18 protein-coding genes are annotated in these 18,668 nt (G+C 56.5%); 11 read left to right on the forward strand and 7 right to left on the reverse strand.

Going from position 1 to position 18,668, the window contains the following annotated elements; translation table 11 throughout:
- The first annotated feature begins 6 nt into the window (after nucleotides 1-6).
- From dmsD to clcB, 6 genes are all read left to right on the forward strand, one after another.
- Complete coding sequence (dmsD, locus tag FOC35_RS20755; protein ID WP_172570069.1) at nucleotides 7-627, forward strand: Tat proofreading chaperone DmsD; 621 nt, start codon at nucleotides 7-9, stop codon at nucleotides 625-627.
- A 312-nt stretch (nucleotides 628-939) separates the two neighbouring features.
- Complete coding sequence (gene osmY / locus FOC35_RS20760; protein ID WP_016536295.1) at nucleotides 940-1,653, forward strand: osmoprotectant ABC transporter permease OsmY; 714 nt, start codon at nucleotides 940-942, stop codon at nucleotides 1,651-1,653.
- A 21-nt stretch (nucleotides 1,654-1,674) separates the two neighbouring features.
- Nucleotides 1,675-2,538, forward strand: a complete 864-nt coding sequence (locus FOC35_RS20765; protein ID WP_172570070.1) for a glycine betaine ABC transporter substrate-binding protein — start codon at nucleotides 1,675-1,677, stop codon at nucleotides 2,536-2,538.
- Nucleotides 2,539-2,547: 9 nt separating this feature from the next.
- Nucleotides 2,548-3,186: an osmoprotectant ABC transporter permease OsmW gene (osmW, locus tag FOC35_RS20770; protein ID WP_039898198.1), complete on the forward strand. Its 639-nt coding sequence runs from the start codon at nucleotides 2,548-2,550 to the stop codon at nucleotides 3,184-3,186.
- Nucleotides 3,187-3,222: 36 nt separating this feature from the next.
- Nucleotides 3,223-4,368, forward strand: a complete 1,146-nt coding sequence (osmV, locus tag FOC35_RS20775) for an osmoprotectant ABC transporter ATP-binding protein OsmV (protein ID WP_172570071.1) — start codon at nucleotides 3,223-3,225, stop codon at nucleotides 4,366-4,368.
- Nucleotides 4,369-4,465: 97 nt separating this feature from the next.
- The gene (gene clcB, locus FOC35_RS20780) at nucleotides 4,466-5,761 is read left to right on the forward strand and encodes a voltage-gated ClC-type chloride channel ClcB (RefSeq protein WP_172570072.1); all 1,296 of its coding nucleotides are present in this window, start codon (nucleotides 4,466-4,468) and stop codon (nucleotides 5,759-5,761) included.
- On the opposite strand, the gene bioD is transcribed toward clcB, so the two are convergent.
- The 3 genes from bioD to FOC35_RS20795 all read right to left on the reverse strand — a co-directional run bounded on the left by bioD (nucleotide 5,714) and on the right by FOC35_RS20795 (nucleotide 8,780).
- Nucleotides 5,714-6,409 (reverse strand): dethiobiotin synthase, encoded by a 696-nt coding sequence (gene bioD / locus FOC35_RS20785; protein ID WP_016536289.1) that lies wholly within the window; start codon nucleotides 6,407-6,409, stop codon nucleotides 5,714-5,716. The two genes, clcB and bioD, sit on opposite strands and share 48 nt — an antisense overlap.
- A gap of 125 nt (nucleotides 6,410-6,534) precedes the next feature.
- Complete coding sequence (gene mlc, locus FOC35_RS20790; protein ID WP_016536288.1) at nucleotides 6,535-7,752, reverse strand: sugar metabolism global transcriptional regulator Mlc; 1,218 nt, start codon at nucleotides 7,750-7,752, stop codon at nucleotides 6,535-6,537.
- Nucleotides 7,753-7,877: 125 nt separating this feature from the next.
- Nucleotides 7,878-8,780 (reverse strand): LysR family transcriptional regulator, encoded by a 903-nt coding sequence (locus tag FOC35_RS20795; RefSeq protein ID WP_016536287.1) that lies wholly within the window; start codon nucleotides 8,778-8,780, stop codon nucleotides 7,878-7,880.
- A gap of 100 nt (nucleotides 8,781-8,880) precedes the next feature.
- Between FOC35_RS20795 and FOC35_RS20800 the strand changes: the two genes are divergently transcribed.
- The 4 genes from FOC35_RS20800 (at nucleotide 8,881) to FOC35_RS20815 (ending at nucleotide 13,479) form a co-directional block, all read left to right on the forward strand.
- On the forward strand, nucleotides 8,881-10,131 hold the full coding sequence (locus tag FOC35_RS20800; protein ID WP_172570073.1) for an MFS transporter: 1,251 nt from the start codon (nucleotides 8,881-8,883) through the stop codon (nucleotides 10,129-10,131).
- A gap of 74 nt (nucleotides 10,132-10,205) precedes the next feature.
- Complete coding sequence (locus tag FOC35_RS20805; protein ID WP_172570074.1) at nucleotides 10,206-11,690, forward strand: carboxypeptidase M32; 1,485 nt, start codon at nucleotides 10,206-10,208, stop codon at nucleotides 11,688-11,690.
- Nucleotides 11,691-11,842: 152 nt separating this feature from the next.
- Nucleotides 11,843-12,268, forward strand: coding sequence for an acid resistance repetitive basic protein Asr (asr, locus tag FOC35_RS20810; RefSeq protein WP_172570075.1), 426 nt, complete (start codon nucleotides 11,843-11,845; stop codon nucleotides 12,266-12,268).
- 404 nt (nucleotides 12,269-12,672) lie between these two features.
- Nucleotides 12,673-13,479, forward strand: a complete 807-nt coding sequence (locus tag FOC35_RS20815) for a serine protease (protein ID WP_016536282.1) — start codon at nucleotides 12,673-12,675, stop codon at nucleotides 13,477-13,479.
- Between the two features lie 3 nt (nucleotides 13,480-13,482).
- Here FOC35_RS20815 and FOC35_RS20820 read toward each other — a convergent pair whose 3' ends face one another.
- The 3 genes from FOC35_RS20820 to mdtJ form a co-directional block, all read right to left on the reverse strand.
- On the reverse strand, nucleotides 13,483-15,651 hold the full coding sequence (locus FOC35_RS20820) for a bifunctional diguanylate cyclase/phosphodiesterase (RefSeq protein WP_016536281.1): 2,169 nt from the start codon (nucleotides 15,649-15,651) through the stop codon (nucleotides 13,483-13,485).
- 127 nt (nucleotides 15,652-15,778) lie between these two features.
- A complete protein-coding gene (gene mdtI, locus FOC35_RS20825; protein ID WP_016536280.1) occupies nucleotides 15,779-16,108 on the reverse strand; it encodes a multidrug/spermidine efflux SMR transporter subunit MdtI in 330 nt (109 codons plus the stop codon).
- On the reverse strand, nucleotides 16,095-16,472 hold the full coding sequence (gene mdtJ / locus FOC35_RS20830) for a multidrug/spermidine efflux SMR transporter subunit MdtJ (RefSeq protein ID WP_172570421.1): 378 nt from the start codon (nucleotides 16,470-16,472) through the stop codon (nucleotides 16,095-16,097). The genes mdtI and mdtJ overlap by 14 nt, the downstream gene beginning before the upstream one ends.
- 456 nt (nucleotides 16,473-16,928) lie before the next feature.
- Between mdtJ and FOC35_RS20835 the strand changes: the two genes are divergently transcribed.
- Entirely contained in the window at nucleotides 16,929-17,960 is a 1,032-nt protein-coding gene (locus FOC35_RS20835) for an AI-2E family transporter (RefSeq protein ID WP_172570076.1), read from the forward strand.
- A gap of 49 nt (nucleotides 17,961-18,009) precedes the next feature.
- Here the strand turns inward: FOC35_RS20835 and FOC35_RS20840 are convergent, their stop codons facing one another.
- Nucleotides 18,010-18,624 (reverse strand): alpha/beta hydrolase, encoded by a 615-nt coding sequence (locus FOC35_RS20840; RefSeq protein WP_016536276.1) that lies wholly within the window; start codon nucleotides 18,622-18,624, stop codon nucleotides 18,010-18,012.
- Nucleotides 18,625-18,668: the final 44 nt, after the last annotated feature.

The following is an 18,668-nucleotide window of genomic DNA, read 5'->3' on the forward strand; positions in this document are numbered from 1 at the left end:
CAAAGAATGTCTTCAGATTTACAACGCCTGCCCGCCATCGCCCTGACCGGTCGCGTACTCGGCGCACTTTATTATCAGCCGCCGGGCAGCCCGGAATGCGCGGAGCTTATCGCTATGCTGGCATCACCCGAGTGGGTTACGGAGTGGCCGATTCAGTCTGCTGAATTACCTGATATCGCACGACTTATGGCTTCCGGCCTGGCGGACGAGGGGCTTGATGCGGAGTATCAGCGCCTGTTTATCGGCCCGTACGCGCTGCCTGCTCCGCCGTGGGGTTCGGTCTATCTGGACAAAGAAAACGTGCTCTTTGGCGACTCAATGCTGGCCTTACGCCAGTGGATGCGCGAGCACGGGTTTGTTCAGGAAACCGAGCAGAACGAGCCGGAAGACCATTTTGGCACGCTGCTGATGCTGGCCGCCTGGCTCGCCGATGAGGAGCAATCTCAGCGGCTGGACGAACTGCTCGCCTGGCATCTGCTGCCGTGGTCAGAGCGTTTCCTTAGCCTGTTCACCGACCATGCCGCCAATGATTTCTATCGCGGGCTAGGTCAGCTTGCGCAAATTACCCTTGCCGGATGGCGGCGCGGCATGCTGACGCCGGTGGCGCAGAAGGAGCTGTTCTTCTAAGAATCCTGGTCTTTCGGGGAGCCGACGGCATTCGGTTTCCTGAAAGATCCCGCCCGTCGGCGATAATTGATATGTGACAACGTCACGTCGCATTAACATTTTTAAGACAAATCTTTACTTTCCCCTCCCAGCCCAACAGCCATAAGGCCTGCGCAATACTTTATCCCCTAAACCATTAGCCACTTAATGGTCCGCTAAACTGGAATCCTTCCCGCTGCGTTGCTATAGCTCCAGACACCCTGCCGACACAAGGCATAACAACAGGCCGTCCTTCCGGCGGCAATAACGCGTGCAACAGGGAGACACACTGCAATGCAAAACGCATCCTTCTTAACAAGGTTCCTTCTCGGCCTCCTTGCGCTCGTTGTAGTGCTCGGCCTGCTGGTCTGGGGTATCGGGCCTGAAACAATAAAAGCCCGTCAGGTGGACCTGGTTTACCTCGGGCAGCAGCACTTAATTCTGGTGTTTAGCTCTATGGCGCTGGCGCTGCTGGTTGGTATTCCCAGCGGGATTTTACTCAGTCGCCCTGCCGCCCGCCGCTGGGCGGAATACGTGATGCAGATATTTAATATCGGCAATACGCTGCCGCCGCTGGCGGTGCTGGCTCTGGCAATGGTGGTCATCGGTATCGGCGATAAACCGGCGATTATTGCTCTGTTCCTCGCTTCCCTGCTGCCCATTGTGCGTAATACCTACGCCGGGCTGTGCAGCGTGCCGCCTTCGCTTATCGAGGCGGCTAACGGCATTGGCATGACAAAATTACAGCGTCTGCGCCAGGTTGAAATCCCCAACGCGCTGCCGGTTATGCTCTCCGGGGTGCGCATCGCCACCGCCATCAACGTAGGCACGGCCCCGCTGGCGTTTCTTATCGGTGCCAGCAGCTACGGCGAACTGATTTTCCCGGGTATTTACCTTAACGACTTCCCGACGCTGATCCTCGGGGCGGTGGCTACCGCGCTGTTTGCGCTGATACTGGATCTTGCTCTCGCGGGCCTTGGCCGGGTGCTCAGCCCCCACGCCGCTTAATAACAACAATAAGGAGCGTTCATGAAGATGCTTTCCCGACTGCTGACGGCGGCTCTTACCGCCACGGCACTTCTTACCGCCCAGGCGCAGGCTGCCCCGCTGGTGCTGGCGACCAAGAGCTTTACCGAGCAACATATTCTCTCTGCCATGACCACGCAGTATCTGGCAAAAAAAGGGTTCCAGGTTACGCCGCAAACCAATATCGCCACGGTTATTTCCCGCAACGCGATGATCAATAAACAGATTGATATGACATGGGAATACACCGGGACTTCTTTGATTATCTTCAACCACATCAACAAAAGAATGTCGCCGGAAGAGTCGTATAACACGGTTAAAAAGCTGGATGCCAAACTTGGCCTCGTCTGGCTCAAGCCTGCGGAAATGAACAACACCTACGCCTTTGCCATGAAGCGTGAACGCGCTGAGAAAGAAGGCATTAGCACGATGTCTCAGCTGGTGGAACGGGTGGAGCATTTTCGCCAGACCGACCCGAAACATAACTGGATGCTCGGCCTGGATCTGGAATTTGCCGGGCGCAGCGACGGCCTGAAGCCGCTCCAGCAGGTGTATAACATGCCGCTGGACCGCCCGCAGATCCGCCAGATGGACGCCGGCCTGATTTACACCACCGACGGGCGCATGAAAGGCTTCGACCTGAAGGCGCTGGTGGACGATAAAGGTTTCTTCCCAAGTTACGCTGTCACGCCGGTGGTGCGTAAAGATGTGCTGGATGCGAATCCCGGCCTTGAGGAAGCGCTCGATACTCTTTCGTCCCTGCTGAATAACGACGTGATAACAACCCTGAACGCCAAAGTTGATATCGACCATGAAACCCCGCAGCAGGTAGCGCGTGAATTCCTGCAGCAGAAAGGCTTGCTCTGAGGAGGTATCGTGGAAACTCTGCATTATATGATTGATAACGCGGGCTATATTGGCTCCCTGACTCTGCATCACCTGTGGCTGGTGCTTATCGCCGTCGGGCTGGCCATCGTGATTGGCGTCCCGCTCGGTATTCTGATTGTGCGCCATAAATGGCTGGCAACGCCGGTGCTCGGCGTCGCCACTATCGTGCTGACCATTCCGTCTATCGCCCTGTTCGGCCTGATGATCCCGCTGTTTTCGCTGATCGGTCAGGGAATTGGCGTGGTACCTGCCGTTACGGCCGTCTTTCTCTACTCGCTACTGCCGATTGTTCGCAACACCCATACCGCGCTGGACAGCCTGCCGCCGGGTCTGCGCGAAGCCGGTCGCGGCATCGGCATGACCTTCTGGCAGCGTTTACGCTGGGTAGAAATCCCGATGGCGCTGCCGGTGATTTTTGGCGGTATCCGTACCGCAGTGGTGATGAACATCGGCGTGATGGCGATTGCCGCCGTCATCGGCGCGGGCGGGCTGGGCCTGCTGTTGCTGAACGGCATCAGCGGGAGCGACATCCGCATGCTGATTGCCGGAGCGGTAATGATTTGCCTGCTCGCCATCGTGCTTGACTGGCTGCTGCATCGCCTGCAAATGCATTTTACCAAGTGGTAACCGGCCATTAAATTCGTCTTTAAAAGAGAGTAAATAATGATAAAACTTGAAAATCTCACCAGACAATTTGTGCAAAAAAACGGCCAGACTTTTAACGCCGTGGACAACGTCAGCCTCAACGTACCCGAGGGGGAAATGTGCGTCCTGCTTGGCCCTTCCGGCTGCGGCAAAACCACCACGCTGAAGATGATTAACCGCCTGATTAAGCCAACCGGCGGCAAAATTTTGATTAACGGGCAGGACACTAACGATCTGGATACCGTCACCCTGCGCCGCAATATCGGCTACGTTATCCAGCAGATTGGCCTGTTCCCGAACATGACCATCGAAGAGAACATTACCGTGGTGCCGCGCATGCTGGGCTGGGATAAAGCCCGCTGTAAAGAGCGCGCCAGCGAGTTAATGAGCATGGTAGCCCTCGATCCGAATCGCTTCCTTAACCGCTACCCGCGCGAGATGTCCGGCGGGCAGCAGCAGCGCATCGGGGTTATTCGCGCCCTGGCGGCAGATCCTCCGGTGCTGCTGATGGATGAGCCGTTTGGCGCGGTCGACCCGATTAACCGCGAAACCATCCAGAACGAGTTTCTCGACATGCAGCGCCAGCTGAAAAAAACCGTGATGCTGGTGAGCCACGACATTGACGAAGCGCTGAAGCTGGGCGACCGCATCGCGGTGTTCAGACAGGGCAAAATCGTGCAGTGCGCCAGCCCGGACGAACTGCTGGCAAAACCGGCTAATGATTTTGTTGGCTCGTTCGTGGGCCAGGACCGCACGCTGAAGCGCCTGCTGCTGGTGCAGGCCGGGGACGTAACCGACCAGCAGCCGACCATTACCGCCCGCGAGTCCACGCCGCTGCCGGAAGCCTTTGCCACCATGGATGATAACGACATGCGCTCTATTACCGTGGTAGACGGCGATGGTAAACCGCTGGGCTTCGTTAAGCGCCGCGAAGCGCGCGGCGCAACGGGAGTCTGTTCTGACCTGCTCCACCCGTTCCGCGTGACCGGCCGGGCTGAAGAAAACCTGCGCATCGTGCTGTCGAAACTCTACGAGCACAATATGGTCTGGATGCCGATTACCGATGAGGACGGGCGCTACAGCGGAGAAATTTCGCAGGATTATATTGCCGACTATCTCAGCTCGGGCCGTACCCGCCGGGTGCTGAATATTCACCAAAGTTAATCAACCTGATGCGCTGCCCCAGCGGCGGCGCATTTTCTTTTGAGCTTCTCTTCTTTCTGCCCCACAATAGCGCCATTCCCCCGCTACGTTATCCATTATGCACCGTTTACATGCTTTCCCCGACATCAGGGAGATGCTGCGCCGACTGGTGATTGCGGTCTTCATTGGCCTTGCCTCCGCGCTGGTTGTCTGGCTGTTTCGCCAGGCAATGTATCTGCTTGAGAATGCGTTTCTTGGCGACCACGGCGGCAGCCTGGTCGCGGCTGCGGCTTCGCTTGAACCCTGGCGACGCGTGATGACGCCGGCCGTTGGCGGCCTGCTCGCGGGACTGCTGTTATGGGGCTGGCAGCGGGCCACCCGCCAGCGCCCTTCTGCCCCCACCGATTATATGGAAGCCATCGAAACCGGCGACGGGCGGCTCGACGTCCCTTCAAGCCTGGTAAAGTCCGGCGCTTCGCTTATTGTGGTCGCCAGCGGCAGCGCCATTGGCCGCGAAGGGGCAATGATCCTGCTGGCTACCGTATTTGCTTCGCTCTTTGCCCAGCGATTTACGCCAGACAAAGAGTGGAAACTGTGGGTGGCCTGCGGTGCAGCCGCCGGGATGGCCAGCGCCTACCACGCGCCGCTGGCGGGCAGCCTGTTTATCGCGGAGATTCTATTTGGCTCGCTGATGCTTGCTTCGCTTGGGCCGGTGGTTATCGCCGCCGTTAGCGCGCTGCTGATGACCCATTTATTGAACGGCGGCCAGGCTCCGCTGTATATCGTCACCCTTCTCGCGCCGCCTCTGCCTTCCCAGTATGGGCTGATGGCGCTGCTGGGCTTAACGGCAGGCGTGGTTGGCCCGCTGATGCTGTGGCTGCTGATGAAAAGCAGCGTGCTGTTTCGCGGGCTGCACCTGTCGCCGCCGTTGCAGTTGGCGCTGGGCGGGCTGATTGTCGGCTTGCTTTCGCTGATAACGCCCACCGCGTGGGGTAACGGCTACAGCGTGGTGCAATCATTTCTCTCCAGCCCGCCCGCGCTACTGTTTGTTGCCGGAGTTCTGCTGTGCAAATTACTGGCGGTGATGGCGAGCAGCGGCTCAGGCGCGCCGGGCGGCGTGTTTACGCCAACGCTATTTATCGGCGCAGCGCTGGGCATGCTGTTTGGTCAAATTTGTGGAATGTGGAGCGGAGGCGGCGAACCGGTGGCGATTCTGCTGGGGCTGACGGGTATGGCCTCGCTGCTTGCGGCGACCACCCATGCGCCCATTATGGCAACGCTGATGATTTGTGAAATGACCGGAGAGTTTACCCTGCTCCCCGGCCTGCTTCTGACCTGCGTTATAGCCTCTACGCTGTCGCGCTGGCTACGCCCGCAGTCTGTCTACCGACAGAGCGCTGCGCAGCCGGGGTAAGTTGATGTACGGCCCGAGGTCGCGCTGTTCGGCGCGGGGCAGATACGGCAGCTCGCCAATCATTGGCCCCGGCAGTTTCTTGCTCAGCACTTCGATAATTTCCGCGTAGTGCGCCAGCCCTGGGTTGATGCGGTTGGCGACCCAGCCAATAAACGGCAGCCCGTCGTTGGCAATGGCCTGCGCCGTAAGCAGTGCATGGTTGATACAGCCCTCCTGGATCCCCACCACCATCAGCACCGGCAGTTGCTCCTGCACCACCCAGTCGGAGAGCGGGCGCAGATCGTTCATCAGGCTACGCCAGCCGCCCGTGCCTTCAACCACAACATGATCCATCTGGCTGCTCAGGCGCGCCAGGCCGCTGGAGAGCAAAGAGTAGTTCACCGGACTATTGTGGCTAATGCTGCTCTCTTCCTCGCTCAGCGCGATAGGATTGATAGCTTCGTAGGGCAGTTTAACCGTTGAGACGCTTTGTAATACCAGCGCATCCTTGTTGCGCAGTCCTTCTGGCGTCTCTTTACTACCCTTCGCCACCGGCTTATAGCCGACAACGCTTTTACCGCTGGCGGCCAGCGCCTGCAGCAAGGCTCTTGAAACCACCGTCTTCCCCACGGCGGTATCGGTACCCGTTATAAAGAAACGCTTAAGCATGAATCTCTCCCGGAGGTAACGCTTGCAATAAAAACAAAAAAGAAAAATTGAACCGGGAAAGTCTAAAAGAATGGCGCTGCGGCCAGATTGAGATAGCGCAATATTTGGTGAATCAGGGCGTGGAATCAGCCCTGCAGCAGGCGAATTAATAATGAGCCGTTATACATTGCGTCTTTTACCAGCGCCGCACCGGCCATCGTACCCCGATTATTAAACTGGGTACTTTCAACTACCGTATGGCTGCTGTAGGCGGGTAAAGCCTGCTGGCGAATGCAGTCGGTAATCGCCGGGTGCAGAATAGCGGCGGCGCGGTTAAGCGGCGAACCGATAAGGATCTTTTGCGGATTAAACAGGTTAACCATAATGGCCAGAATACGGCCTACGTTCTGCCCGACGCCGATAATAATGTCTTTTGCCAGCAGATCGCCGCCAATCGCCGCGTCACACAGGGATTCCACGCTAAGCGGCTGGCCGTGCAGCATCGACCCCATAGACTGGCTCATACGCTGCTGCGCCAGCTCCAGAACGCTCTCGACGCTGGCGATGGTTTCCAGGCAGCCGTGGTTGCCGCAATAACAGCGCTTGCCGTACGGGTCAACTTGAGTGTGGCCGATTTCGACCAGGCTGCTGCTGCCCGCGTGCAGCAGGCGACCGTCGGTTATTACGCCCGCCCCGACGTTATGGTCGATAACGACCTGAATGACGTCTCGCGCCCCCTGCGACGCGCCAAACAGCCCTTCGGCCATGGTCCAGGCGCTGATGTCGTGCTGGATAAACACCGGCACACCGGTATGGGTTTCCAGCGCTTCGCCGAGCGGCATATCGCAGATGTCATAAAACGGCATGCGGTGAATAATACCGCGCACGGTATCAATGATGCCCGGCAGCGTAATGGCGATGGCGGTTAGGCGCTCCAGCTTTTCCTGGTGGCGAATAAAGAACTGATCGACCTGAAAAACGATGCGGTCCAGCAGAGGCTGAGGATCTTCTATCGGCAGGGCAACGGTATCTTCAACCACCAGCTTGCTGCTGAGGTCGCGCAGGCCGAGGGAGATTTCGCCCCGGCTCAGGCGCAATGAAAGATAGTGCCAGGCTTCGGTTTCCAGCATCAGCCCCACGGCCGGGCGGCCACGGCTGCCCGGGTCCTGAATTTCGGTTTCCTGTACCAGGTGAGCTTCAAGCATCTCGCGCACAATTTTGGTGATACTGGCCGGTGCCAGCTGCGCCAGGCGGGAAAGATCGATTCGCGACACCGGACCGTGGGTATCAATCAAACGATAAACAACACCGGCATTGGTCTGTTTAATCTGATCGATATGGCCCGGCTGACTATCAGCAACCACGTGGTACTCCCTTTATTTTCGCGCTTCGAAATAAACTTTTAGGCTATGGTTAAACACTTGAAGCGGGGTAGTCAAATATTTACTTAGGGTTGTGATTTACCGCACATAATCCCGCCATTTTGCGGCTATTTTAGCGCGGATGAGGCCTCGGTTAACAGCGCCGAGATGCGCTTTGCCGCCGCAGAAAGTTCCCGATGCTTCGGCCAAACCAGCCACAGTTCCGACTGCGCTTCCTGCTCTTCTATGGGTAACCACACAACATCGCTTAGCCGAATGCGCTGGAACGACGCGGGGAGAATAGAAACGCCCAGCCCCGCCGACACCAGGCCGATAATCGTCATCGCCTCGCCCACCTCCTGGGTAATGTAAGGCACGATATCGTTGCGGTGCAGCAAGCCGACTATGTCGTCGTACAGCCCGGTGCCAACGTGCGGGTCGAAAAAAACAAAAGGCTCTTTGGCAAGCTGCTTAAGGGAAACCGAACTGGCGCAGGCCAGCGGATGCTCCCGGTGTACCATCGCCAGCAGCGGCTCACGCAGGATCAGCGTCCAGTCCAGCGTCTCCGGCAGTTTGGTGTTGCGCATCAACCCCAGCTCCAGCTCGCCGTCGTTAAGCGGAGCAATCTGCTCCCGGGTATTCACTTCCCGCATTTGAATATGCACATCCGGGTAACGGCGGCGAAAGGCGGACAGGCTGTCCGAGACGGCTTTGATAAACGGCGCGGACGAAGTAAAACCGATGCGCAGCTCGCCGGTTTCGCCCTGATGCAAACGCGCGGCGCGTGCTGCTGCTGCGTCCACCTGGCTAAGGATAAGGCGTGCATCGTTGAGGAACTGCTGCCCGGCGGCGGTCAGATTCACGCTGCGGTTGGTTCGCGCCAGCAGTCGGGCGCCAACTTGCTGTTCAAGGGTCTGGATCTGCTGACTGAGCGGCGGCTGGGAGATGCGCAGCCTTGCCGCAGCGCGGCCAAAATGCAGTTCTTCCGCAACGGCGACAAAGTAACGTAGGTGACGCAGTTCTATATTCATATGCCAAACATATCATTTGAGATTATTAATATATTAGACATAACATTTACACTTTTCTACTCTGTAAATAATAAGTTAACGCACTTTGTAAGGATCTCCTTTGAGCCGCACCACAACCGTCAGCCCCGCCCCGACAGAGGCCGCTGGCGAAAGACCTTCTGTTCAGTCTGTCAGCTACATTAAACGAGGCACTCCCCAGTTTATGCGCGTCACCCTGGCGCTATTTTCCGCCGGTCTCGCCACTTTTGCCCTTCTCTACTGCGTGCAGCCGATTTTGCCGGTGCTGTCGCAAGAATTTGGCGTCAGCCCCGCCAGCAGCAGTATTTCGCTGTCGATATCCACCGCCATGCTGGCTATCGGCCTGCTGTTTACCGGCCCGCTTTCGGATGCGATTGGCCGCAAGCAGGTGATGGTCACCGCGCTGCTGCTCGCCTCCTGCTGCACCCTGCTTTCCACTCTGATGACCAGCTGGCACGGCATCCTGGTGATGCGCGCCCTGATTGGCCTGTCGCTTAGCGGCGTGGCCGCCGTCGGCATGACTTACCTCAGCGAAGAGATGCACCCCAGCGTGGTGGCGTTTTCAATGGGGCTGTATATCAGCGGGAACTCCATCGGCGGAATGAGCGGCCGTCTGATAACCGGCGTGCTGACCGACTTCTTTAGCTGGCGCGTTGCCGTGGCCGCTATCGGCTGCTTCGCCCTCGCCTCGGCGCTGATGTTCTGGAAAATTTTGCCGCAGTCGCAGCATTTCCGCGCCTCCAGCCTGCGGCCCAAAACGCTGTTTATTAATTTCCGCCTGCACTGGCGCGACCAGGGCCTGCCGCTGCTTTTCGCCGAAGGCTTCCTGCTGATGGGCGCGTTTGTCACGCTGTTTAACTACATTGGCTACCGGCTGATGGAAGCGCCGTGGTTCCTTAGCCAGGCGGTGGTTGGCCTGCTGTCCGTGGCCTACCTCACCGGGACATGGAGTTCGCCAAAAGCCGGGGCAATGACCGCGAAATATGGCCGTGGCCCGGTACTGATAGCCTTCACCGCCGTAATGTTCATCGGCCTGACGCTCACCGTGTTCTCGCCTCTGCTGGTGATTTTTGCCGGGATGCTGCTGTTCTCCGCCGGGTTCTTCGCCGCCCACTCTGTCGCCAGCAGTTGGATTGGCCCGCGCGCGCGGCGAGCAAAAGGCCAGGCTTCTTCGCTGTATCTGTTCAGCTATTACCTCGGCTCCAGCATCGCCGGTACGCTCGGCGGTGTGTTCTGGCACCAGTTCGGCTGGAACGGCGTGGCCGCATTTATCGGCTCGCTGCTGCTTATCGCCCTGCTGGTTGGCACGCGTTTGCATCACCGCGCGCAGTAAGGTTCTGCTGGCCTCGTTTTCAGATGCGCTTAATGCTATTTTCTTTGGCGTTAACAACCTGTTCACGAGGCCATATGGAAAAGCAAAACTATAATCACCTGACCCGTACCTTCCAGCGTCTGTCCCGCTTTGACCACCTGTACGCCATTGCAGGCTGGGATATGTCAACCATGATGCCCGCTAACGGCAGCCAGGCACGCGGTGAAGCCCTCGCTGAACTCAGTGTGCTTAAGCACCAGATCCTGACCGACAAGAAAATCGCCACGCTGTTGCAGGCCGCCGCTCAGGAAGATCTCGATGACGTTGAACGCGCAAACCTGCGTGAGATGACCCGCCATTACCAGGAAGCCGTGCTGCTGCCGGATGCTCTGGTTGAAGAGAAATCGCTGGTCGGCACCCGCTGCGAGCACGGCTGGCGTACCCAGCGCCCGGCTAACGACTGGCAGGGTTTTTCCACTAACCTGAAAGAAGTGGTGCGCGTGAGCCGCGAAGAAGCGCAACTGCGTGCCGAAGCGAAAGGCATCTCCCGCTACGACGCCCTGCTGGACATCTACGAGCCGGGCATGACGAGCGCTAAGCTCGACGTGCTGTTTGGAGACCTGCGCGGTTGGCTGCCGGATCTTCTGCAGAAAGTAGTTGATAAACAAGCTAAAGAATCTCTTATCGCCCCGCAAGGCCCGTTCGCCACCGAAACGCAGCGCCAGCTGGGTCTCGACACAATGGCGCTGCTCGGCTTCGACTTTAACGGCGGCCGCCTCGACGTTAGCGCCCACCCGTTCTGCGGCGGCGTGCCGGAAGACGTACGCATCACCACCCGCTACAACGAAGAAGAGATGTTCAGTTCGCTGTTCGGCGTGATCCACGAAACCGGCCACGCGCGCTACGAGCAGAACCTGCCGCGCGAATGGCTGGGCCAACCCGTTTCTCTGGCACGCTCCACCGCGATTCATGAGTCGCAGAGCCTGTTCTTTGAAATGCAGCTTGGCCGCAGCGCGCCGTTCCTGAAACTTCTGCTGCCGAAAGTCACCGAGCGCTTTGGCCCGCAGCCCGCGTTTGAGCTAAATAACTTTATCAATCTTAACCAGCAGGTAGAGCGCGGCTTTATACGCGTGGATGCCGACGAAGTCAGCTATCCGGCGCACGTTGTACTGCGCTACGAAATTGAACGCGCGCTGATTGACGGTGATATCGAAGTCGATGACATTCCGGCTCTGTGGAATGAAAAAATGCAGTCCTGGCTGGGCCTGTCTACCGAAGGCAACTATCGTAACGGCTGCATGCAGGATATTCACTGGACGGACGGGGCATTTGGCTACTTCCCTTCTTACACTCTGGGCGCAATGTACGCCGCGCAGCTGTTCGCCGCCGCGAGCCGGGCGCTGCCGCAGCTGGAAAGCGACATCGCCAGCGGTGATTTCAGCGCATTATTTGACTGGTTAAAGCAAAATATCTGGCAGCACGGCAGCCGCTTCACCACCGCGCAGCTGATTAGCAATGCCACAGGAGAAGATCTTAACCCGTTGTATTTCCGTAAACATTTAGAAGCCCGCTACCTGTAAAACCCTGACGCCGGGTCGCCCGCACCCGGCGTTGTACATTCCGTTACACGCCGATACCAATCACTCACTGAACACTTCCATCCTCCAGCCTATAGTTCATTTCAACGGCCCCGCAGTGGGGTTGACACATAAACAAATTCGAGGATGTCGAAATGAAAAAAGTATTAGCTCTGGTTGTTGCCGCTGCTATGGGTCTGTCTTCTGTTGCTTTCGCTGCTGACACTACTGCTACCGCTCCGGCTGCTGCTCCAGCAACCACCGCTGCTGCTGCTGCTGCTAAAGCACCTGCTGCAAAAGCAACTCATCATAAAAAACACAAAAAAGCTGCCGCTCAGAAAGCTCAGGCTGCCAAAAAGCACCACAAAAAAGCCGCTAAGCCAGCTACCGAGCAGAAAGCTCAGGCCGCTAAAAAGCACCACAAAAAAGCAGTAAAACCTGCTGCACAGAAAGCTCAGGCTGCTAAAAAACACCACAAAAAAGCAGTAAAACCAGCTGCTCAGAAAGCACAGGCTGCTAAAAAACACGTTAAGAAACACCACAAAGCTGCTGCAAAACCAGCTGTACAGCCAGCTGCATAAGTTCAACGGGGCAAACCCGGTGGCTTAAAGCGTTAACATAAAACACCCGGCTTGCCGGGTGTTTCATTAGAGATAAAGTACGACGCTTTAAACGTACTTATCGCCTGAGAAAAAAACGCAAAGAAGGGTGTCTTCTGGTTTACCCCAAACAGGTACCGTTTTTTACCTGTTTGACACCGAGGCAGACACCCGGCTTACCGGGTGTTTATTTCTGGAGTGCGGATAATGTTGCGACGCTATAGTTTCGAGTTAATCCTCGCCCTGCTGGTAATCTGCGGAATTATCACCCTGAGCTTCTGGCTGGGTTAGTGTAGCCCGCTGTTTCTACTCCCACTTTCGGCCCGTTCCGTCTATAGTTACTGCATCTATAAAAACCATAATTATTAGCCCCTTCAGAGAGAGCTATGCGCAAAAGTGTTGTGTTGTTTTTAGGAGCGTTACTCCTTTTACCTCAACTGAGCCATGCGGACGAAGACGATAGCCCCGCTAACGTTAAAACGCTGTTCTTCGGCAAAGATGACCGTATTCGCGTGACCAACCAGGAAGATGCGCCGTGGGATGCCATCGGCCAGCTGGAAACCGCCAGCGGCAATCTGTGTACCGCCACGCTAATTTCACCTCATCTGGCGCTCACCGCCGGGCACTGCCTGCTTGAGCCGCCGCGCGGTAAGGCCGACAAAGCTATCGCCCTGCGTTTTATTTCCCATAAAGGGCAATGGCGCTATGAAATTCATGACATCGAAGGCCGGGTAGATAAATCCCTGGGCCGCCGCCTTAAGCCCGACGGTGACGGATGGCTGGTGCCTTCCAGCGCCGCGCCTTACGATTTTGGCCTGATTATCATCCGCAACCCGCCGTCCGGCATTACGCCGGTGCCGCTGTTTACCGGTGACAAAGACGCCCTGACCGCGGCGTTAAAGGCGCAGGATCGCAAAGTGACCCAGTCCGGTTATCCGCTGGATCATCTTGACGATTTGTATACTCATAATAATTGCTTAGTCACCGGCTGGGCGCAGGCGTCCGTGCTGTCGCACCAGTGCGACACCCTGCCCGGCGATAGCGGCTCTCCGCTGCTGCTGAAAACCGACGACGGCTGGCAGCTAATTGCGGTCCAAAGCTCCGCGCCTGCGGCCAAAGATCGCTACCGGGCGGACAATCGCGCCATCTCGGTGACCGGCTTTCGCGATAAGCTCGAAGCGCTGGCGCAGTAAATCTCATGCCGGATGCTGCTGACGCCATGATGACAGCGCGCTCAGCGGCATCGGTTTGCTGAAATAATATCCCTGCAGGCGGTCGCATCCGGCCTGGCACAGCAAACGTAGCTGCCCGTCGTTCTCTACTCCCTCAGCCGTGACAGCCATGCCCAGCGCGCTGGCAATTCGCACGGTGCCGCTCACCAGAGCCAGCGCCTGCTCGTCGTTGTCCACCAGGCCCGCCAGGGATTTATCTATCTTGATAGTGTCGAAGTTGAACCTACGCAGGTAGCCAATACTGGAATAGCCGTTGCCGAAATCGTCCAGCGCCATTGCCATACCCTGTGTTTTAAGATTACGAATGGCCGCCAGCGCCCGCTCCGGGTTTTCCAGCACGTAGCTTTCCGTGACCTCCAGCTCGAGGCGCCGGGCGGGAAATTGGGTTTCTTGCAGCACTCGCGCAACTTTGTCTTCAAACTCCGGGTCGCGGAACTGCGCCGGAGAAATGTTGACAGACAGTCGTAAATCCTCAAAAGCCTGTAAATCGCTACACGCCCGGCGCAGTACAAACTGCCCGAGCGCATAAATCAGGCCGCTGGTTTCAGCCACGCCAACAAAATCGTCCGGCTGTAGCTCCCCTCCGGGACGACGCGGCCAGCGCACCAGCGCCTCAACGCCGGTAATGGCCAGACTCCGGGCATCAATAATGGGCTGATACCAGACCTCAAACTCTTCGCGCGCCAGGCCATTACGAATATCGTTTTCAATCACCAGGCGGCGCTCGCGTACGCTATTCAGCGCCGCATCATAGTAAGTAATGCGGCCTTTGCCGGTCATTTTGGAGTGATACATGGCGATATCGGCGCGGCGGAACAATTCGGAGCTGCCGCAGTCCACCAGCGAACCGCAGGCGATACCGATGCTGGCGCTGATGTGGATGGTGCTTTCCCCTACCGGAACAGGCTGGCTGAGATAATCCAGCACCGAACCGGCAAATGCCGATGAGAGTTCCCCGGCGTGTTCACCGCCGATCATCATCGCGAACTCGTCACCGCCCATTCTGACCAGCATGCCGTTAACCGGCACCCGGTCGCGCAGCGAGTTGGCAATGGTGATAATCAACTGGTCGCCGATGTCGTGCCCGTAAATATCATTCACGTCTTTAAAACCGTCGAGATCGATAAACACCACGCTTTTTTCGTCCTTATCCCCGCGCTTGCTGATGCTTTCCAGCCGTTCGATCAGTGCCCGGCGATTTGGCAGGTGGCTCAGCCAGTCGGTCAGGGCAATGTTTCTCGCCTGCTTTTCACCGCGCGCCAGCTTGTAAAGCCCAAGACTGCTGATGGCGATAAAAATAAGGATTAGCAGCGCGGCCAGAATAGCGATGCGCGTAATATCGGCGGAGGCCGCGTGTGCCGCCTCTGCCCCGGGCATTCTCGGCTTCCAGTTAAGGTAGCCCAGCGTCTCGCCGGAGCTGCTCTTTAGCGGCACGCTGGATAAATCCAGCGCCCGTGATGCAAAACGTAGATTCTCAATCTGGAAGGTGTTGCCCAGCTCTTTGAGCATGCTGCTGTTAACCTGGCGGCCGATCACCAGATAGCGGCGAGTGGCATCCCGAACCTGAAGCCGCCCCAGCATCGGGCGTATCAGGCCGATGCCGATAAAGGAAACGCCCGACGAGGTATTGGTTATCCCGGCAAAGATCTTTTTATCATCTTTCAGCGCCTGAGCATGCTGGCGAACCATCGCTTCAAACCCTTTGCCGAGCGGGCTGATGCTGCTCCCGGCAACGCGCTGGCCGCGAAACGAGCCCCAAAGGATATTGAAACTTTCATCCAGGACGTATACGCCGTCGTAGAGATTGTTGATTTTGTAGCCCGCGCCCCAGGTGTTATACAGCCAGTTAACGTCCAGCTCCTGGCGATACACCTGGTTTACCGCGTCGTCCCAGACCGCGTTATCAATCACCAGCGCCCAAACGCGGTTAACCGAAGTCTGGATAGCACCCTGCACCGACAGCGCGCTGCGGTGCTCATCTATCTCATTGGTTTTACTACTGATAAGGTGCAGCGAAAGGTATAGCAGCGCGATAATAGAAATCACTAACCCGATGCCAGCCATAAAAATCATGGCAAACAGGGTTCCGGCGACGGGCGTGCTTTTCCAGCTAAGGGGATTACGCAATTTCATCTCTCTTTTAAGTGAAATAACGTTGAGCTAACCGGTGATTAATTAAGAGGAGTCTCTTTTACCGTAAAATAAGCGTAATACACTTACGGCAAAGCGCTGCCCGATAATTAACGGGCAGCGTGATAGATCAGGCAAATTTGATAATAACCATCCCTGCGAGCAGCAAGGCAAGGCCAATCCAGCCCTTACGGTTCAGCTTCTGGCCGAACAAGATCCAGCCTGCGGCGGCGGTAGCAATAATCCCAAAACCGCCCCACAGCGCATAGGCCACTGACAGCTCGATCCCTTTTACCGCCTGGGCCAGGGCGCTAAATGCCGCCAGTACGGCCAGTAAAGAGAGCACGCCGTAGAGCGGGCGACGGAAGCCATCCGAATGTTTTAATAATATATTCGCGGCGATTTCCAGCACGATAGCAAGCAGCAGCCACAGAGCATGAACCCACTCAAACGACGGCATGATCGCCTCCCTTTTCCGCTTTCTGTTTACGCGGTTTTTTGGTCAGCGTGCCGGATTTAATCAGCGCGATGCCGACAACCAGCGTGGTCAGGCCGAGTATTTTCAGCGGTGAAATGGACTCATCAAACAGCAGCACGCTGAATACGGTAATAAACAAAATACCGATGCCTTCCCACATGGCATAGGCCACGCCGAGGGCAATTTTTTTCACCGAGAACGACAGTAAAATATAAGAGAGGGCGATCATGACCAGCATGAAAATATAACCTGCGTTATTTTCGCTGACGCTTGACCATTTCATTGACAAAGTGCCGGTAATTTCGGCGACGATAGCCAGTCCCAGTAAAATCCAGTAAATCATGATTTCTCTCCTGACAGAGAAAATAAAGCTGCAAGAAGCCTGCAAGACACGTCAAACCGACGAGCAAGCCAAATTAAAGGTGCAAAAAATTTGTCAGAAGAAAGGGACTAAAGCGCGTTGCGCCAGTGTTGTTCACCAGAAAGGGAAGAGGCAGAAGTAGTAAAAATAAAAGAGTTGCTTAAAGGGGTATTGAACATATTGTCCATAATTTTTCCAACTTATCCGCGGTGTTGCTTCTCGTCAGTTGCGGATAGAAAATTGTCCTCAGTAGTTAAACACGCCAAATTTGTACCATAATTCGGTATCTTAGCCCGCGACCTTTGCAATTCTTTACGCTGCACTCCCCTGGCTTCACAATGTATTAAACTGATGGCAACGTTTAAACTAGCGTAATTAATCGATGAATTTTTTACCGGCGGTGTATTATTTTCTGCCTGTAACCGTGGAGAACCTGCAACAATGGCGAAACCAATAATAACTCTGCGCGCTCTGAAAGCCGTGATTATACTGGGAATGTTGGTAATTATTCTGGTGGGAATAAAAGCCGCGGCCGATATCATCGTGCCGTTTATTCTGGCGCTGTTTATCGCGGTTATTCTCAACCCGCTGATTCGCCGTCTTGAGCGCCTGCGCGTTCCTCGCGTGCTTGCCATCAGCCTGGTTATCGTGATTATTATTTTGAGTATGGTGCTGCTGCTCGCCTATCTCGGCACATCGCTGAACGAGCTGGCTCGTACCCTGCCCCAATATCGTTCTTCGCTTGCCGTACCGCTGCAAACGCTGGAGCCGTGGCTACAGCGGGCGGGGATCTCGGTTTCCGTCGATCAGCTCATGAAATATGTTGACCCCAACGCGCTGATGACCCTGGTTACCGGTCTGCTGACCCAGCTCTCCAACGCCATGACCTCCATCTTCCTGCTGCTGCTCACCGTGGTGTTTATGCTGATTGAAGTCCCGCAGCTGCCGCGCAAGCTCCAGCAATTGATGTCCCGCCCGGAAGAAGGCATGGGCGCTATCCAGCGTGCTTTGGACAGCGTCAGTCATTATCTGGTGCTGAAAACGGCCATCAGCATCGTGACCGGGATTGTGGTGTGGGGAATGCTGGCGGCGCTTGAGGTACGCTTCGCTTTTATCTGGGGCCTGCTGGCCTTTGCCCTCAACTACATTCCGAATATCGGCTCGGTGATAGCGGCTATTCCGCCCGTGGTGCAGGTGCTGGTTTTTAATGGCCTGTATGAAGCGCTGATTGTGGTGGCGGGCTACCTGGTGATTAACCTGGTGTTCGGCAATATTCTCGAGCCACGCATGATGGGGCGCGGGCTGGGCCTTTCAACGCTGGTGGTGTTTTTATCGTTAATCTTCTGGGGCTGGCTGCTTGGCCCGGTGGGCATGCTGCTTTCAGTACCGCTGACAATTGCGGTGAAAATTGCGCTGGAGCAGACCGAGGGCGGCAAGAGTATTGCCGTGCTGCTTAGCGATATGAGCAAGTGATTGCTTCCGTGGCCCCCTTCAGGGAGGAGGCCACGATGAGAAGAATATTTTACTCAGGATCCAGTTCAAAACGCTCGGCGATGTAGCCCATCGCCTGAGAAACACCGTCGGCGCTTATGGTGTGTACTACGCCAGGTTCGAACAGCGTTTCAACCTCGGCTCCGGCTTCCGTGAGCGCCGCCGCTGCGGCTTCGCTTTCCGCCCAAGGGATCACCTGATCCGCCATTCCATGGATAAGCAACGCTGAAGCATCTGCCGCGAGCTGGTAAGGTTTTGGGGAAGCAAGTCGCCCGGAGAATGCCACCACGCCTGCCAGCGGGAAGCGAGCGGTCACCAGCGCGTCCAGCGCCATAATCGATCCCTGAGAAAAGCCCAGCAAAATCACCTGGTCTTTGCCCGGAACCACATCGTGTTGCTCAAAAATAGCCCGAAGTTGAGCGTCGAATGCCGCCCTCGCCTCAACGATGCGCTGTGCACGATTTTGCTCCGTCACGCCCGCCAGGCTAAACCACTGGTACGCCTCGCCGCCGCCGTCAAAAGGCTCGCTGCCGTTCGGAGAAGCAAACAGGACTTCCGGCATGACCTGCTGGAAAAATAGCCCCAGCCCTTCTAAATCCGCCCCGGAACTTCCCACGCCGTGCAACATAACGATCAGTTTTTTCATTTCCCTGCCTTCTCCTGAAACCCATATCGGATTGCTGATATGTG

The sequence above is a fragment of the Cedecea sp. FDAARGOS_727 genome (assembly GCF_012273235.1).
GTDB lineage: Bacteria > Pseudomonadota > Gammaproteobacteria > Enterobacterales > Enterobacteriaceae > Cedecea > Cedecea davisae.

Bases quoted from the DNA above. Each gene is read 5' to 3' on its own strand.
- FOC35_RS20840 (WP_016536276.1), bottom strand. From the start codon at position 18,624: ATGAAAAAACTGATCGTTATGTTGCACGGCGTGGGAAGTTCCGGGGCG.
- osmV (WP_172570071.1), top strand. From the start codon at position 3,223: ATGATAAAACTTGAAAATCTCACCAGACAATTTGTGCAAAAAAACGGC.
- FOC35_RS20815 (WP_016536282.1), top strand. From the start codon at position 12,673: ATGCGCAAAAGTGTTGTGTTGTTTTTAGGAGCGTTACTCCTTTTACCT.
- asr (WP_172570075.1), top strand. From the start codon at position 11,843: ATGAAAAAAGTATTAGCTCTGGTTGTTGCCGCTGCTATGGGTCTGTCT.
- clcB (WP_172570072.1), top strand. From the start codon at position 4,466: ATGCACCGTTTACATGCTTTCCCCGACATCAGGGAGATGCTGCGCCGA.
- FOC35_RS20795 (WP_016536287.1), bottom strand. From the start codon at position 8,780: ATGAATATAGAACTGCGTCACCTACGTTACTTTGTCGCCGTTGCGGAA.
- bioD (WP_016536289.1), bottom strand. From the start codon at position 6,409: ATGCTTAAGCGTTTCTTTATAACGGGTACCGATACCGCCGTGGGGAAG.
- dmsD (WP_172570069.1), top strand. From the start codon at position 7: ATGTCTTCAGATTTACAACGCCTGCCCGCCATCGCCCTGACCGGTCGC.
- FOC35_RS20820 (WP_016536281.1), bottom strand. From the start codon at position 15,651: ATGAAATTGCGTAATCCCCTTAGCTGGAAAAGCACGCCCGTCGCCGGA.
- FOC35_RS20835 (WP_172570076.1), top strand. From the start codon at position 16,929: ATGGCGAAACCAATAATAACTCTGCGCGCTCTGAAAGCCGTGATTATA.
- mdtI (WP_016536280.1), bottom strand. From the start codon at position 16,108: ATGCCGTCGTTTGAGTGGGTTCATGCTCTGTGGCTGCTGCTTGCTATC.
- FOC35_RS20765 (WP_172570070.1), top strand. From the start codon at position 1,675: ATGAAGATGCTTTCCCGACTGCTGACGGCGGCTCTTACCGCCACGGCA.
- osmY (WP_016536295.1), top strand. From the start codon at position 940: ATGCAAAACGCATCCTTCTTAACAAGGTTCCTTCTCGGCCTCCTTGCG.
- FOC35_RS20805 (WP_172570074.1), top strand. From the start codon at position 10,206: ATGGAAAAGCAAAACTATAATCACCTGACCCGTACCTTCCAGCGTCTG.